This window comes from Algoriphagus boritolerans DSM 17298 = JCM 18970 (genome assembly GCF_900108085.1).
GTDB classification, from domain to species: Bacteria; Bacteroidota; Bacteroidia; order Cytophagales; family Cyclobacteriaceae; genus Algoriphagus; species Algoriphagus boritolerans.
The window spans coordinates 1-15,064 of the sequence record NZ_FNVR01000012.1; the positions used below are offsets into that span (position 1 = coordinate 1).

Annotated in this window: 11 protein-coding genes; all 11 read right to left on the reverse strand. The window is 44.0% G+C overall.

Translation table 11 applies throughout. The features are described from left to right. A partial coding sequence (locus C4S61_RS11675) for a hypothetical protein (protein ID WP_200820574.1) occupies positions 1–323 on the reverse strand: 323 nt, incomplete at its 3' end. Between the two features lie 202 nt (positions 324–525). Next, entirely contained in the window at positions 526–795 is a 270-nt protein-coding gene (locus C4S61_RS11680; RefSeq protein ID WP_103924987.1) for a Txe/YoeB family addiction module toxin, read from the reverse strand. Then, complete coding sequence (locus tag C4S61_RS11685) at positions 792–1,052, reverse strand: hypothetical protein (protein WP_103924988.1); 261 nt, start codon at positions 1,050–1,052, stop codon at positions 792–794. The genes C4S61_RS11680 and C4S61_RS11685 overlap by 4 nt, the downstream gene beginning before the upstream one ends. Positions 1,053–1,254: 202 nt before the next feature. Continuing rightward, entirely contained in the window at positions 1,255–2,418 is a 1,164-nt protein-coding gene (locus tag C4S61_RS11690; RefSeq protein WP_407640577.1) for a Gfo/Idh/MocA family protein, read from the reverse strand. Between the two features lie 182 nt (positions 2,419–2,600). Beyond that, positions 2,601–3,623 (reverse strand): sugar phosphate isomerase/epimerase family protein, encoded by a 1,023-nt coding sequence (locus C4S61_RS11695; RefSeq protein WP_200820575.1) that lies wholly within the window; start codon positions 3,621–3,623, stop codon positions 2,601–2,603. A gap of 194 nt (positions 3,624–3,817) precedes the next feature. Continuing rightward, entirely contained in the window at positions 3,818–5,026 is a 1,209-nt protein-coding gene (locus C4S61_RS11700; protein WP_103924990.1) for a cupin domain-containing protein, read from the reverse strand. A 240-nt stretch (positions 5,027–5,266) separates the two neighbouring features. After that, positions 5,267–6,325: an aldose 1-epimerase family protein gene (locus C4S61_RS11705; RefSeq protein ID WP_103924991.1), complete on the reverse strand. Its 1,059-nt coding sequence runs from the start codon at positions 6,323–6,325 to the stop codon at positions 5,267–5,269. A gap of 219 nt (positions 6,326–6,544) precedes the next feature. After that, on the reverse strand, positions 6,545–7,285 hold the full coding sequence (locus C4S61_RS11710) for a 3-keto-disaccharide hydrolase (RefSeq protein ID WP_103924992.1): 741 nt from the start codon (positions 7,283–7,285) through the stop codon (positions 6,545–6,547). Between the two features lie 123 nt (positions 7,286–7,408). Next, positions 7,409–10,096 (reverse strand): c-type cytochrome, encoded by a 2,688-nt coding sequence (locus tag C4S61_RS11715; RefSeq protein WP_103924993.1) that lies wholly within the window; start codon positions 10,094–10,096, stop codon positions 7,409–7,411. A 325-nt stretch (positions 10,097–10,421) separates the two neighbouring features. Continuing rightward, positions 10,422–11,933 (reverse strand): RagB/SusD family nutrient uptake outer membrane protein, encoded by a 1,512-nt coding sequence (locus tag C4S61_RS11720; protein WP_103924994.1) that lies wholly within the window; start codon positions 11,931–11,933, stop codon positions 10,422–10,424. A 45-nt stretch (positions 11,934–11,978) separates the two neighbouring features. Then, positions 11,979–15,017 carry a SusC/RagA family TonB-linked outer membrane protein gene (locus C4S61_RS11725; protein WP_235009959.1) on the reverse strand — a complete coding sequence of 1,013 codons (3,039 nt, stop codon included), beginning with the start codon at positions 15,015–15,017 and terminating at the stop codon, positions 11,979–11,981. Between the last annotated feature and the right edge of the window lie 47 nt (positions 15,018–15,064).

The window sequence follows — 15,064 nt, forward strand, 5'->3', positions numbered from 1 at the left end:
TCAAACTGTACTTCAATCACCTTCTTTCCATCAGATTGATGGTACACCTTGGATTTGGACCAGTCTGGTTTTCCTTTGCCATTTTTGACCTTTCTGGCATTTTCATCCCCTTGATTTTGCATCTCAAAGGCGTCATACCAGGATTTAGCCGCTTCAATCTCTGAATTTTTAAGCTCAGAAACTTGCTCAATTTCTTCCTCTATACAGGAAGTAGCCAGCCATCCCATCAAGACTGCGATCAGAATACCAAATAAACTAAATAAAGGTTTAGTTTGGTTTGGTTTGGTTTGGTTTGGTTTGGTTTGGTTTGGTTTGTATAACATAGAATTAATAGTTTATTGCTCCTAAGAAATTATTTTCGTTTTAATTTTCCAAAAAGAATTTGAAGAAATTTTTAGACAAAAAAACTAACTGCTTATTTTATTATTCAAGCATGAAATAATCAGGTATAAAAAAACTCCAAGCGGTTCGACTCGGAGTTTTGAGGGTATGGAAGTTTAAAATGCCCCTATCATTTCAAACAACTTAATAATGGCTAAAAGCTGAAACCACTGTAACTATTACTTTATCCCCATCAATGGAATAAACGAGGCGGTGTTCTTGGTTTATCCTTCTTGACCAGAATCCTGAAAGGTTATTTTTCAAACGCTCTGGCTTGCCTGTTCCCGTTTCTGGATGTTCTTCAAGTTCTTCTAAAAGTTTTTTTAACTTTTTAATTAACGGTTTATTTCCAGATTTAATGATTTTCTCAATATCCTTTATCGCATCTGGAAGAAAAACAATTTTAAATTTCATATTCCTTCCATAAGCTTCTTAAATGCTTCTTCAGATAGCGTTACTGACTCAATATCTCCAGTTTCCATTTCTTTTTTTCTTCGAAGAATTTCCTTGACATTTTCAGGATTGTCAAAAAATAGATCACCGCTCGGAGATGGATTTTCACTTTTGGTCAATTTCCATTCTCGGAAGCTCAGCTTATACTTACGCGCAAGTTCCCTGAACTCATCCAATATTTCAGGCTTATCAGTCTCTATTTCAAATAATTGCTTCATATTTTAAAGTCACGATTTAATTGCTAAACGGTTTAAATTCTGAATAGATTCAGCCGATGGTTCTTTTTTTACATTTAAGGAAGCTACTAAAATTCTTGTTCAATTTTCCCAAAAAAACAAGAGCACTTCAGCTTATGACTTATAAATAAAGCAAAATCCAAGCCTTTCGACTTGGATTTTTTCAGATTTCATACTTAAGCCTTCAAACCTTCTCCACCCACTCCACTCCGGTATCTTTCCATGATCTGGAGTTGGCTGATTCGATGACTGCTTCACATACTTTCTGGGTTTCAAATGCATCTCTGAAAGTAGGATGACAAGGTTCACCGGTCTGCAAGCTCAGGAAGAAATCAGAAACCTGATGGATGAAGGAATGCTCATAGCCGATGGAAGTTCCCGGAATCCACCAGCGCTTCATATATGGATGATCCCCATCCGTCACATGAATGGATCGCCATCCCCTTACTTGACTTTCATCACCATGATCAAAATATTCCAATCGGGTCAAATCATGTAGATCCCATCGGATCGAAGCATGCTCCCCATTGATCTCAAACGTATAAAGTGCCTTATGGCCACGGGCATAGCGAGTCGCCTCGAATAGCCCCAAGGAACCGTTATCAAAATGGCAATGAAAAATACAGGCATCGTCGATTCCGACTTTTTGCTTTTCCCCGGAACCCACATGAACCCGTTCTTTAACAAACGTTTCTGTCATTGCTGATACGTCTTTGATTCCTCCATTGAGCCACATCGCAGTATCGATGCAGTGTGCCAAAAGGTCTCCCGTCACACCCGAACCCGCAGCATCGACATCCAGCCTCCAAGTTCCGTCGCCTCCTTGCGGAAGATCAGGATTGATCGTCCAATCCTGCAGGAAGTTGGCCCGGTAATGAAAAATCTTCCCAAGCTTCCCGGAAGCGACAATGTTTTTTGCTAAAGTCACCGCGGGAACTCTTCGGTAGTTGTACCAAACGGTGTTTTTCACACCGGCTGCTTCCACAGCTTTTAACATTTCTTCTGCTTCGTCCACAGTTCGAGCCAAAGGCTTTTCGCAGAGAATCATCTTGCCCGCTTTGGCGGCAGCGATGGCGATTTCAGCGTGGGAATCGTTTGGCGTACAGATATCCACAGCATCGATATCGTCACGTTCAATTACTTTTCGCCAGTCCGTCTCAATGGACTTGTAACCCCATTGATCGGCAAATGCTTGCGCTCGCTCAGCTTTTCGGGAGCAGCAAGCCTGAAGCACGGGTACGTATTCGTATTCCGGGAAAAAGTCCGACAAACGCTTATAGCCATTGGTATGTATTCGGCCCATCAGCCCTGTGCCGATCAGTCCGATTCTGATTTGTTTTTTTGACATAATTGAAAGATTTGAAAATTGAAAGATTGGAAAATTGGGTTGGAAATTGGTAAGGTTGAAAGGTTGTAAGGTTTCCCATTTCAAAAGCTCAAATTCTTAAAATAAGGCTACCAAATTCCTGACCCTCGTAATTCGCACTTCGTAAATCGTACTTTTTTACTATTTACGACTTACTTCTTACCTCAGCCACGCCATCCATGTGCTTCCCGCACCTTCACCATCGCCGCCAGGATATCATTCCAGGTCTGCTGATTTTCCATCACGGCATTTGGGAACATACAGCCATCCCAGCAGATGTGCTGGAAAGCTTTGGTTAACTGACCTTTTTCGTCTCGAAGCCAATAACCGGCATCATGGGCAATGTCCAAGACACCATTTGGATCAGTGGCCTGGCAGTGTCGACCAGTTTTGTCATGGGAGCCTGAACCGAAAACAGAACCATCGTTCTGGGCGACATGGAAGTCAATCGTCCAAGGACGTAGCGCATTCGTCACCGTTTTTAATGCCGCTTTGATGGCTTCCCGATCCTTCAGATCTGCATCCGTAGCCAATATGCGATGCTCGGGTGCATTGTAACCCATCGTGTAAAGGAAGGTATGCGACATGTCTGCCTGAAAACCGATGTTTGGCCGATCTACCATTTCCAGTAATTCTACCATGTGCTTCCAGCTATGCATCGCGCCCCAGCAGATTTCACCTTCTGCGGCCAATTTCTCACCAAATCCCGCTGCTACATCGCAAGCCTCACGGAATGTCTCAGCAATTTGCTTCGTATTTGCAACCGGATCTTTTGCCCAATCGGAAACTCCGGCAGCAGAGTCGATCCGTACAACACCATAATGTCTCACCCCCAGTGATTTCAGCTTTTGGCCAAATTCACAGGATTTGCGAACCATATCAACAAAAGTCTTTCGCTGATCAGTTGTGCCCATGGCAGACCCTGCCCAAATTGGTGCGACAAGGGAACCTACGTTAAGATTGTATTTGGAAACTTTATCAGCAAGTTTTTTAGCCTCGTCAGGATTATTCAAGTCAAAATGCGGTTCGAGCAAGCCCACATCAATTCCGTCAAATTTCACTCCGTTTACTTCCGCTGCAGCGGTCATGGATAGGAGCCTATCAAAAGGAATGACCGGTTCGGAATCGGGGCCTTTGCCCACCAATCCCGGCCAGGTTGCGTTGTGGATTTTTGGGAAGTTGTTCATGGTTATTTTGGGATTTGAAAATTGAAAGATTGTAAAATTTGAAAATTAACGTTCGACAAAATAAATGTTATCGGACAGTAAACTTTTTTGTCAACTGTAGTCAGACCACCGCCCACAGCTTGAAATTTCTTACCTCAAGACCAAGATAGAAGTTTCTCAAGGGCATCTGTGGACTGTCGACCGTGGACCGTTGACTAAGAAATTGCTAAATCCGGGTTTCTAGGCCCGAAGTGTTTCAGCATCACAATCGGGTCTGTTTTAGACAAATTAGTGATCTTCACCCCAGCTTTGGCTGCATCTTCGGAGACAAAATACTCATCATGAGTCAATTGACCAAAGCGAATCAAGGCTGGAGTCTCAATATCCCAAGCTCCCATTTTGCCATAGCCCTGCATCATGATCATACCATAAGCCGCAGCATCCTTGACCACTACCGAATGTCCCGGTAAGACTGTCAATTCTTTAGCACTGTAGTCATGGGATCGATAGCAAATCCAGTTTTCATGATAGCCAGCTGCATGCATTTCGCTCACTGAATGAACAGGCTTTGGCTCCATGTAGTGATTGTCCATCAGGTTAGGATTCACATTGAGGTCCCAGTCAATCATATCCACGAGCAATTCATAGTCTCCCCATCGGTCCTTTGGAGTGGCATTCCAGAGTAATTCCTCCGGGATAATCGCCTCGTTGACCAGAGATTGATACATCGCAAAAATGTCCGACGCTTTCTGCGGCTCATAGGTACAAAGTGAACCCGGCGCATGGAGCATTCCTGGAGGAACATCCCAGCCAGTTCCCGGTTGCAAACGGAAAGCCTGGGAGTAATTTGTGATTTTATTGTCTCCTTTTTTGAAATCTTTCAGACACTGAAGAATGGTCTCTTTACTCGTACCCGGCGCGATGCCAAGGAAGGTAAAAGGAAAATCTCCACCATGATTATTTACCTGAGGCGGGAAATAATACGCTTCCGGTTTGCCGTTTTGATTGGTCAGCTTCCCAAATTCATCCGAGGGGTGAATGTGATGCGGAAGTGGACCCATGTTGTCAAAAAACTTGGAGTACATCGGCCAAGACTTGTATTGATTCCAAAGTCTGGAACCAACGATCTGAGCACCCAATTCATCGATGGCATCTTTCAAAAGAAAAAGTTGGGTCTTGCCACCCTCTTCAAAGGCGATATGACTCAACCCTTCGTTTTTGGAGGTAAGGGGACCGTTTTCTGCGGGTGTAGTTGAAGAAAACCAGCGTTCATCGATTCCGCCCCGCATTCCTCCAAAGGAATAGTAATCATCGGGATGCAACTTGATTCGTCGACCGGGTACGCAGAACGAACGTGGTACCCAGGTTGGGGTTAATCTCAGTATTCCTTCGCCCTGTTCAAGGGCTTTTTTTGCTAGGCTCATGGTGAGGGTATGGTTATTTGTTATTGGGTTACTTTCTTCGATGTTCGATATTCAATATTCGATATTCAGTATTTGGTTATTAGTTATTAGTTATTGGTTATTGTTGTACTATTCTTCGATGTTCGAAATTCATCATTCGATATTCGATAGTTGTTAAGCGTTAATTTGTCAATTGTTAAGATTGAATATTACAATTAGTCTTGTAAGCCTGTGCTGAGCGTAGTCGAAGCATCGTAATTTTTATATCTTAAATCCCTTTGCTTTCTCTCCCGACAGCACCTCCATCACCAGATCATAGGTTCTACGCTCTCCGGGCTCCAATAGAATCAAGGTACCGTTTTCCCGTGCCGCAGCTTGTCCGATGGGTGGATGAGTTGCCGGTTCCAAAGCGGTGACGTACTCGTTTTTCCCCCAATGCTGCCAGTTGATCAGCCAGGGCATTTGGGTTTTGGAAAAGGTTATCTTCAATGCCAATTCCAACTGGTCATTTGCGTAGCCACAAGTCACTTGATCACTGGAATCAGCTTTGGGATCGATAAAAGCCACATCTTCTCCAAATCCCGCATGTTCATCCATCGGTGCTGCACAACGGGTAAACTCATGCTTCCGGTTGAAATCTGTGTTGTTGACGTCTGTGGGCTTGGGCTTTTTCTCTCCTTGCCAAACTATCCGCGTGCCTTCATCGATCAGTGGCCAACCGCAATTGATATGATATAAAATCATGTGGGGGGCAGGAGAATTTCCCCGATTGGTGACGGTATCTTTGATGCGTATTTGTGCTGAACCAAGTGTCCCAGAGATACGTCTCAACAGCTCCAAACTTGGCCCAAATGTGGTGGTTTCCCTAACTTTGGCTACAATCTCAAAGCTCAAATCACCTGTGAAAATATCAGGCTGCTTGACAGAAATCAGTTCAGCGGGAAGATTGGAATAATTTCCATGCAAACCACAAGAGCCAGTCTCATCTGTATTTGGCGGTCCGGCATTGGAAAGTCCACAGGTAGTCAGCAAGCCTCCACCAAAAGTCCTCAACCAATCAATTCCCTGATTTGAAAAAGGCTGGGGTGCAGTCAACCCTGCATGAGAAATCCATGTGAGGTTATTTTCATTGAAAAATGCATCCAGAATATCCATTCCCCGATCTAAGACCAACTTATATCGGAGTCCCGTGCCTGTATTGACCCAAGCGATTCTAACTCCCTTCCCTGGACCGTTGTCTAGGATGGATGTTTCGATTCCGCCGATTTGATGGGAATTGGAGAGTTTATACTTCCAAGAACTGGGATCTTTAAGGTTCATTTTGGAAATTACAATACGTTTGGTAACCTATAAAAAAGCCACTCTGAGACTATCCTGTCCTATGCGGGTTGCTCAAAAATGACAGAAAAGGAAGTTAGCCAAAAAGACAAAAAGTAGCAGGCCACTCGTCAAAAAATCACTCCAGAAAAGAGTTGCCAAAACAGAATAGAAAAAAAGCGCAGATTTCTCCGCGCCTAGGTGTTTTTAAAGCTATTCAGCTTATAGCCTTTTCAATTCAATGTTTTTAAACATCACTTTCATCGGAGGGCCGACGTGCACCTGCATCCCGATTAGTCCTTTCATCATCCTGTTTTTGGTATCGTCATCAGTAACTTCACTCATAAGCGTACCATTAACATAATGCCGTAGCAGGTTACCCTTGATCACCAAGTGGATGTTGTTCCAATCGCCTTTTTTGATTAAGGCACCGAGTTGATCACGATCTCCAAGATCAGCAACCAAGTTTAAACCTTTCCAGGCATTACGCTCTACATAGCCGCGAACTTCAGTTATACTGTCCGGTTGAGAAGTGATTCTAGTCTTCTGACCTCGGTAGGCTAAAGTGGTTCGTTTCCGCTCTTCATAGTTTTGACCGGTATAGCGGTTTCCTCCGTCAATATCAGCCTGATAGCCTCTCAGGGCAAATGGCACTTCGGTAAATCGATCACTTCGATATTGAACGCCTGAATTACCGGTTTCGGAAACCCAGTAATCCATTTTCAATTCGAAATCTCCCAATTCCCCACCTTTCCAAATGATGAAAGTATTGTTTTTCAATATTGTCTCAGGTGTGATTTCCCCCACCATTGCACCGTCTTTGACTGTCCAATAGACTGGATCATATTCCCAGCCATTCAGCGTTTTACCATCAAAGATGGATTCGAAGTCCGCATTTTCTACTTTGGAAGAAATACAGCCGACGGATAAGACCGCAACTGTGACTATTACAGCTAATTTCATTTGTTTATAATTTGATTTTTATTGGTCAGATGGAATGCCCTTGATTCCCGATAGGTATCGGGACATTCCCCAGTGTGAGAACCTTTTCTCATGGGCATTTCCTTGTATTAAAAGTTAAGTGATTCATTTCTGAGCAGTTGGTTGCTTGTAAACAGCATGATCTGCATTTCCCCCTGATATTAAGTAAGCCATCAAATCCTTGAGTTCTTCTTCGTTTAACCTATTGATCAGGCCTGGCATCATGATGGATACCTCTGCGTTTTTCTTGAGGACCACGGTGTTTTTAGGGATTGTCTTAATATCATTGGGAGCAAAGGGATTTTGAGAAAGGTAATAGTTTGCATCATCCTCATCATTCAGTTTGCCTACAATGGATCCGCCCTCCTTGAGTTCCAGAACAGTCGCATGATATTGATCAGAGATCGTTTCACTGGGATTGATCGTTGCTACTAAAATATCCTTAGGTGAGAATCTGGTACCCAACTGAGTCAGATCAGGCCCAATGGCTCCTCCTTCACCCTGCATGGTATGGCAGGATTGGCAAAGTACCGCAGCATACATGGCTTTACCTTTAACGAGGTCTCGGCCATATAAATTTGCCACCAAAGGTTCAGCTTCTTCCACTGTCCATCTTCTGCCTGGACCTTCCGGCTGAACACCTGTTTCGATGATGTCATTTCCATTCGCTGTAAGCATTTTCCCCCCTGACATTTCATCATATTTCTCAAAATCAGCTTGATCTACACTAGCAAGTGCCATTTTTCTCGCACGATCTATAAAGCCGACATAACTTCTTCCGCCCTTATAGGCAGTTAAGGCATTGTTGATCCAGGAGAAATATTCATCCCGCTGTGCGGTAGTCCAACCTTTGTCAGCACCACCCAAAACTGTGGCGTAAAATGTCGCCTGTGCAGGTGGAACATTGGCAAGCATATTGGCGATGTCCATTCCATACTGGGGATTTCTGAAAATCAAATCCGAAGAAGCAGTAAATGTCTTCTGGTAATCAGGGTCATCTTTGGCAGTCTTTAGCAAAGCAAGAGTCTTCTCCACCGCTGATGGCGCATCAAGGTGTACCATCAAAATGCTGAGCGAACGATCAAGCATGTTGTCATTTGCAGGGTAGTTTGGATCCAAATAAGCAATTAATTGAGGCTTCACAGGTGCAGCACCTTTGTCATAGCGATAGAGAATCACCTCTATCGTTCGGAGCAGATCCTGCTTGTCTTTTGCATTTAATCCTGTGTAATCCACCTGCATCAGACTGGTCAGCATGGCGGCTGCATCAGCGTCAGTGGCATGGTGTGCTAAAGCCAAAATCGCGTGAATCTTTTTGACCGGATCAGTTTCAGCAATAGCCCTTTCTTTCCAAGAAGCTACGGGCTGATGCTCAAGAACTATCCTTGCGGCGTATTGTACAAAGCGGTCAGCATGTCCGAGTTGTGCCCAAGCCTTTTCCAAACCTTCAGCAGGAGCACCCGATTTGTGGTATTGCTCCAATTCTCTTCTCAATTTTGCTTCCTGAGGCAAATCAGCTTCAGTGAGGGGAGTGTAGGTATCCAACTCACCGGAATAAGTCACCCGATAAAGATCGGAATCCAACCTTCTTCCTCCCGTGGCAAAATAAAATGCCCCATCCGGCCCTATGATTCCATCTGTCAATGGAAGCGGGGAACCTGAAATAAATTCCTCAGCAGTAGCATCGTAAGTAGCACCGTTTGGGGTCAGATGGATTGCGTAGATAATTCCAAAACTCCAGTCAAAGGCATACAATGCTTTTTTGTATTTGCTTGGAAAATTAGCTCCAAAGCCAAACATGGCGTTGGTAGGTGAACCTTGGCCGATATTCAGTACAGCCGGTAAATTGTCCGGATAATTCGGAGACCACTTGGAGTTACCTGTTCTCCAACCAAATTCTGACCCACTGGTCACATGGTTGATACGTGTAGGCCGATACCAAGGCATACCAAAATCCCATTCCATATCGGCATCGTAAGCGAAGATATCCCCCACTTCATTGTAATCGAAATCAAAAGCATTTCTAAATCCTGCGCCGATCAATTCCCAGTCTTTTCCCTCAGGATCGATTCGGGCAATCCATCCACCCGGTGCCATTCTGTTGTTGGCATGCCCTCTTGGATCTTTGATCAACGGGAAGAGATTGTCTTCCTGCCATACATTTGGCAGACGGTAAGCATTCATCTCAGGAACGTCCACGTGGTTTCCGGCGATCAGATAGATTCCCTTTCCGTCAGGAGTCACTTTCATGCTATGAGGCCCATGTTCCCCTTGTTGGCCTTTCAGTTCACGGATTTGAGTGACTGTCTCAAATTGATCATCACCATCCAAATCCTGGATTCGATAAAGTCCAGTCGGCTGATTGAAAGTTTCATTCGGGTTGTGATTCACCATTACATACAGTGAATTGAAGGCGTAAAGCAAGCCTTGGGCATAACCCATACCCACTTGGGGTTCGGCTACATTTCCAACGATCAGTTTTTCGACTTTAGGCTTCACCGTGCTATCAGAACCTACAGGGGGAAGTTCCAATCGGTATAAAAATCCGTACTGGTCAGAAGTGATCATTCTTCCTTTGTTATCGAAAGTCATCGCCACCCAGGAGCCTTGGTCATTCATACCTGGGCTGTAGAGGTGCTCGGCTACAAATCCGTCCGGAAGCTTTAGCTTGTCTATTTTAGGATTGCCGGTAAGCTTCCGGCCAGATTCTTCTTCTTTTTTGGAGCAGGCAACTGAAATTGCCAGTACTCCAATAAGGAGGAAAAGATTCTTAAGCGTGCTTTTGCGAAACATATTTTTTTGGGATTATTGAATTGCGGGTAAATAAAATTTAATCTGTTTAAAATTTGATTTTCAATGGCCATCCCGATAGCTATCGAGAGGAATCTTCAAATAAATGATAATCATTCCACTATGTGTCGGTTACGACATGCTTGATTTTATAGAGTTCAAGTTGAGGAATATTTATTCAGGGGAAAAGCCATTCACGAAAGCTATTTACTTTCTGTCAAGTATTTAACTGTCCTGCTATCTCGGGGTAGGAAGAAAATAACCCAACAACTTTCGGATTATAACAATCTTACCGGATGTCGGGCTATTTGAATTGAAGAAAACCAACTTAGAAATAAGGACTCAAATCAGATTCAGCTGCGGGATAAGCATAAAACTTATTAAGATTTGTAAACACATTGTTTCGAGGTACAGCTCCGGCAATCGGCGGATAATAATAGGCTCTGGGGTTTGCCACTACCCGCTGACCGAACGGAACTATAATCTCCTGAATTCGGTCTGTCCGCTGAATATCAAACCAGCGCTTGTTTTCAAATGCCAATTCAACTCTTCTTTCCTTGAAAATAGCCTCGCGGACATCAGCTTGACCTGAGGCGGTGGTTGCTGCCAGTCCTGCTCTACTTCTGACTTGGTTGAGTAGAGGAATGGCCTGAGCTGTTTTACCCTGCTCATTTAGAGCCTCTGCCATGAACAGTAAAACCTCCGCGTAACGGTAAATCGGAAAGTTCATTCCGTGATTGTTATGCTGGGAATGCGCGCTTTCGAATTTTTTGATGTAGGGTAAAGTTTTTGGATCCTGAAAAGCTCCTGCCAAAAAGACGTAACCGATAGATGCATCTTTTCTCAGGTCTCCCTCTTCATAAGCCGCAATAATATCCGGAGTTGGAATATTATTTCCTTCACCGTCGATCGGCTGGGCATTGTTAGTCCCCATAATCGGCTGAAGTTCGGCAGCTGATATAGGCCTGGGCATAAACTGATACATGAAATTTCCCTGTAATCCTGCCGCTCCTTCAATAAACTGAACCTCAAAAACTGACTCCGCATTGTTTTTATTCGCAGCATTTTCAGAAAAGGCCATGTCATAAGAAGCCATCAAGGTATACTGACCACTGGATATTACCGGACTCAAGACCTGCTCGGCTTCTGCCCACTTTTTCTGATTGATGTAGACATTTGCCAATAGCGTACGTGCAGCACCGGAGGTTACCCGTCCTGGTTGCTGGGCAGCTTTGTCAAGCAATAGTGGAATAGCGGCCACCAAGTCAGTCTCAATCTGAGCATAAACTGCCGGTTCCGGAGACAAATCCAAAGCCGCCTCTGATCTTACTGCAACTGGTGTAAGATGAAGCGGAACACTTCCAAAATACCGAGCCAATTCAAAGTAGGCATAAGCTCTTAGAAAAAGGGCCTGGCCTTTCAAATTACCCTTGACCGCAGCATCAAAATTCACCTCATCAATTAATGCCAAAATTTGATTAGTCCTGGCAATAATCAGGTAATCCTGTCTCCATTGGTTGAGTACGTGTACATTTGCAGTAGTCCCATTTGATTCAGGCACCGAAAAATCCGCCAAATCTTCCTGATTATCTACAGCTCCGAAAAGTACATTTCGCACGTAGTAGGTATTGTCTGAATGCATTTCCGACAAAAGCCAAGAACGATCGTTGGTAATGGTACGCAATGGGGAATAAGCTGCATTGACAGCTTGCTCAAAGTCATTCTGATTTTTAAAGAAAGTGGCCGAGCTCAACTGTGTCTCAGGCACCACGGTCAGAAAGTCTTCACAGCTGGTCAGAAACAAACTGGCTGAAAGTAATCCTATGATATATTTTTTCATTTTTTTGTCTTTTGGAGTTTAATAAAACTGTCTGATACCCGGAGATTAAAAGTTCACATTAACCCCGAAGGTAATCGTGCGAGGCACTGGATATCCTGCCAGATCGATACCAGGGCTTAAGTTTCCTCCATCCCCCTGCCCATTATCCTGCATACTGACCTCAGGATTGGAGCCTCCCCAGTAGGGTGTAAATACCCAAAGGTTTTGTCCAGAGGCATAGACTCTTGCAGATTTCACAGACTTTGGAAGTTTTTTGAAGGTATAACCTAAAGTGATATTTCGAATAGTGAAATAAGACGCATCCCATACAAAGTTGCTGTTTGGCCAATCACGCTCCACACCGGTGACATTACCTCCACCTACCGTGGTCCCAAAGATTCCCGCACCGGGGTTTTCAGGTGACCTAAATCTATCCCTTGCTCTTCTCACCATGTTAAACACCCCATCCAGATTCGCTGTACTGAATAGGTGCCTCATGTAAAGCTCATTACCTTCAGATCCTGAGGCTGTTATGCTGGCGTCCCAGTTTTTAAATGTGAAATTATTTACAATTCCATACACAAAATCCGGAAATGGATTTCCGATGATTGTTCGATCGTCATTGTCTCCCCCAAAAGTGATCACCCCGTCTCCATTCACATCTTCCAGTTTGATGCTACCGACAGTAGATCTTCCTGGAATCTTTGGAGAATCGGCCAAATCCTCAGCGTTTGCATAATTCCCTAATTTATTTAAGCCATAAAACTGACCAAAAGGCTTGCCCACTTGGGTAATGTGAAACTGACCGTAAACTCTGTCAATCCCATCTGCCAAAGCAATCACCTCATTTCTGTTGAAGGAGATGTTTGCATTCACACTCCATCTGAAATTCGATGTGTTTACCGGAATTGCGTTTATCGCAAATTCATGTCCCCAAAACTTAATTTCTCCGATGTTATCATTGAAATTGGTAAAGCCGGACTCCTGAGGAATCTGCACCGCATAGAGCAAGTTGGTGGTGTTTTTAGTATAGAAATCATAGACAAAGGACACTCTGTCATCCCAAAGTCCCAAGTCCAATCCGATATCAAACTGTGAGGTGGTCTCCCATCCCAGGTTATTGTTTTGAAGTGAAGTGATGGCTGCACCGGGTACAATTGTATTTCCAAATACCGTGTTGATGGTATTATTGACCAAGGCATAAGAAGTATAGTTACCGATATTATTATTACCCGTAACACCATAACTGGCTCTTAACTTAGTAAATGAAATAGTCGGATTGTCCGCTAAGAACCCTTCGTCAGAAAGCACCCAACCCACAGAAGTGGAGGGAAATACTCCCCATCTGTTATCTGCACCGAATCGAGAGGAACCATCCGCTCTCATTGAAGCAGTAAACAGGTATTTGCTTTTGAAATTATAGGTCAATCGGGAAAAGACCGAGGTTAGCGACCATTCTTCCACACCACTGATGGTACCGCCTCTGTTGATGTTTAAAGCACCTTGGATGGTAGGAAGGCGATCATCCGCATAGGTATCTGCCTGAACTCGGGTACGGTCTCTTCTGAATGTCTGATTGGAAAAACCACCTAAGACCTGGAAGTTATGATCACCGATAGACTTATCATAAGTCACGATATTTTCATTCAACCAGGAAAAATCTTCGATGTCATCCCGAACAGAAACCGCAACGGTAGGAATCGCAACGTTGATTGCCGAGGTAGCTGTGGATGGGTTGAAAGAGAAAAATCTTGAATTCCGAGTTTCAGCATTAAAAGTTGATTTTACTGATAAACCTTTTATCGGTTTCCACTCCGCGTAAGTATTTGCTAACACACTGACTACCAGTGTTTCATTGGTGATTTCGTCAGCAGATCTTAGCCAGTTGGGATACGCAAAAATGTTACCTGTATTTGCCGGAAAGCGATTGAAGAAGGTCAATTCTCCTTCCTCATCATATATCGGCATGACCGGCCAAGTATGCAAGGCATTAAACAAAATGCCCGTTCCTCTAGAACCGTCAGTTCGTGGCGTATTGTCTTTTACGTAGTTTGGGGCGACATTGACTCCAATATTTACTTTATCCGAAATTGCATAATCTGTATTCATTCGTAGTGAAAATCGCTCATAATCCGTATTTCTTACCACTCCCTTTTGATCAAACACGCCGGCAATAATCGCTGTATTGACTTTTTCTTTATTTGATGTAACCGTTAAGTTGTAACTGGTGATCGGAGCGGTCTCCAGCATGGCACCGTACCAATCATTGGTTTTCCCCCGGTATTGTGCAGGATTTTGAAAAACATCAGGAACAGGCTGTCCGGCATCTTCGTAGTACTCTTTTTTAAATTGAGCAAATTCCTCTGCATTCATCATTTCCAACCTCCCTTGTTCAGGTACCTGCTGGAAGCCTGTGAAAACATTTAAATTAACACTGGTTAGGCCAGCTTTTCCCTTTTTGGTTGTGATTAAAACTACACCATTAGCAGCTCTCGAACCATAAAGTGAGGTGGAGGCCGCATCTTTCAGCACAGAAATGTCCTCGATTTCATCCGGGTTGATGGAATTAATATCTCCAGTAATTGGAAATCCATCCACCACATAGAGCGGGGCACTTCCTCCGGAGACTGATAGTTGGCCTCTGATTCTGACATTCATCCCCTGACCCGGACGACCGGTTGTCTGATTTATCTGAACACCAGCAAGTCTGCCCTGAAGTTTTTGCGCTATAGAAGACACCGGCAAGTCGGCCAATTCTTTTCCGTTGACTGACTGAATGGAACCGGTCACTTCCTTTTTTATTTGGCTACCATAGCCGACTACCACTACTTCGGAAAGGTCCGAGGTGGAAAGATCCAGTGTCACATTGTAGGTAGTTTGTCCTCCTATTACGGCCACTTCTTTTGTGGTATAGCCTACAAAACTGACTACCAAAGTTTCACCTGCGGCAGCCTCAATGGAAAAATTTCCATCGATGTCAGTGACCGTACCACGCTGGGTTCCTTTGACCAGGACCAGAGCGCCCGGTACCGGTTCTCCTTCGGATGTGATTACACCCCGGACAGATTGGGTCTGCCCAAAACTCGTTACGCTTATGCAAAACATAAGCAACAAAAATCCGACTAGCCGGACTTTCATCTTAGATAGATAGT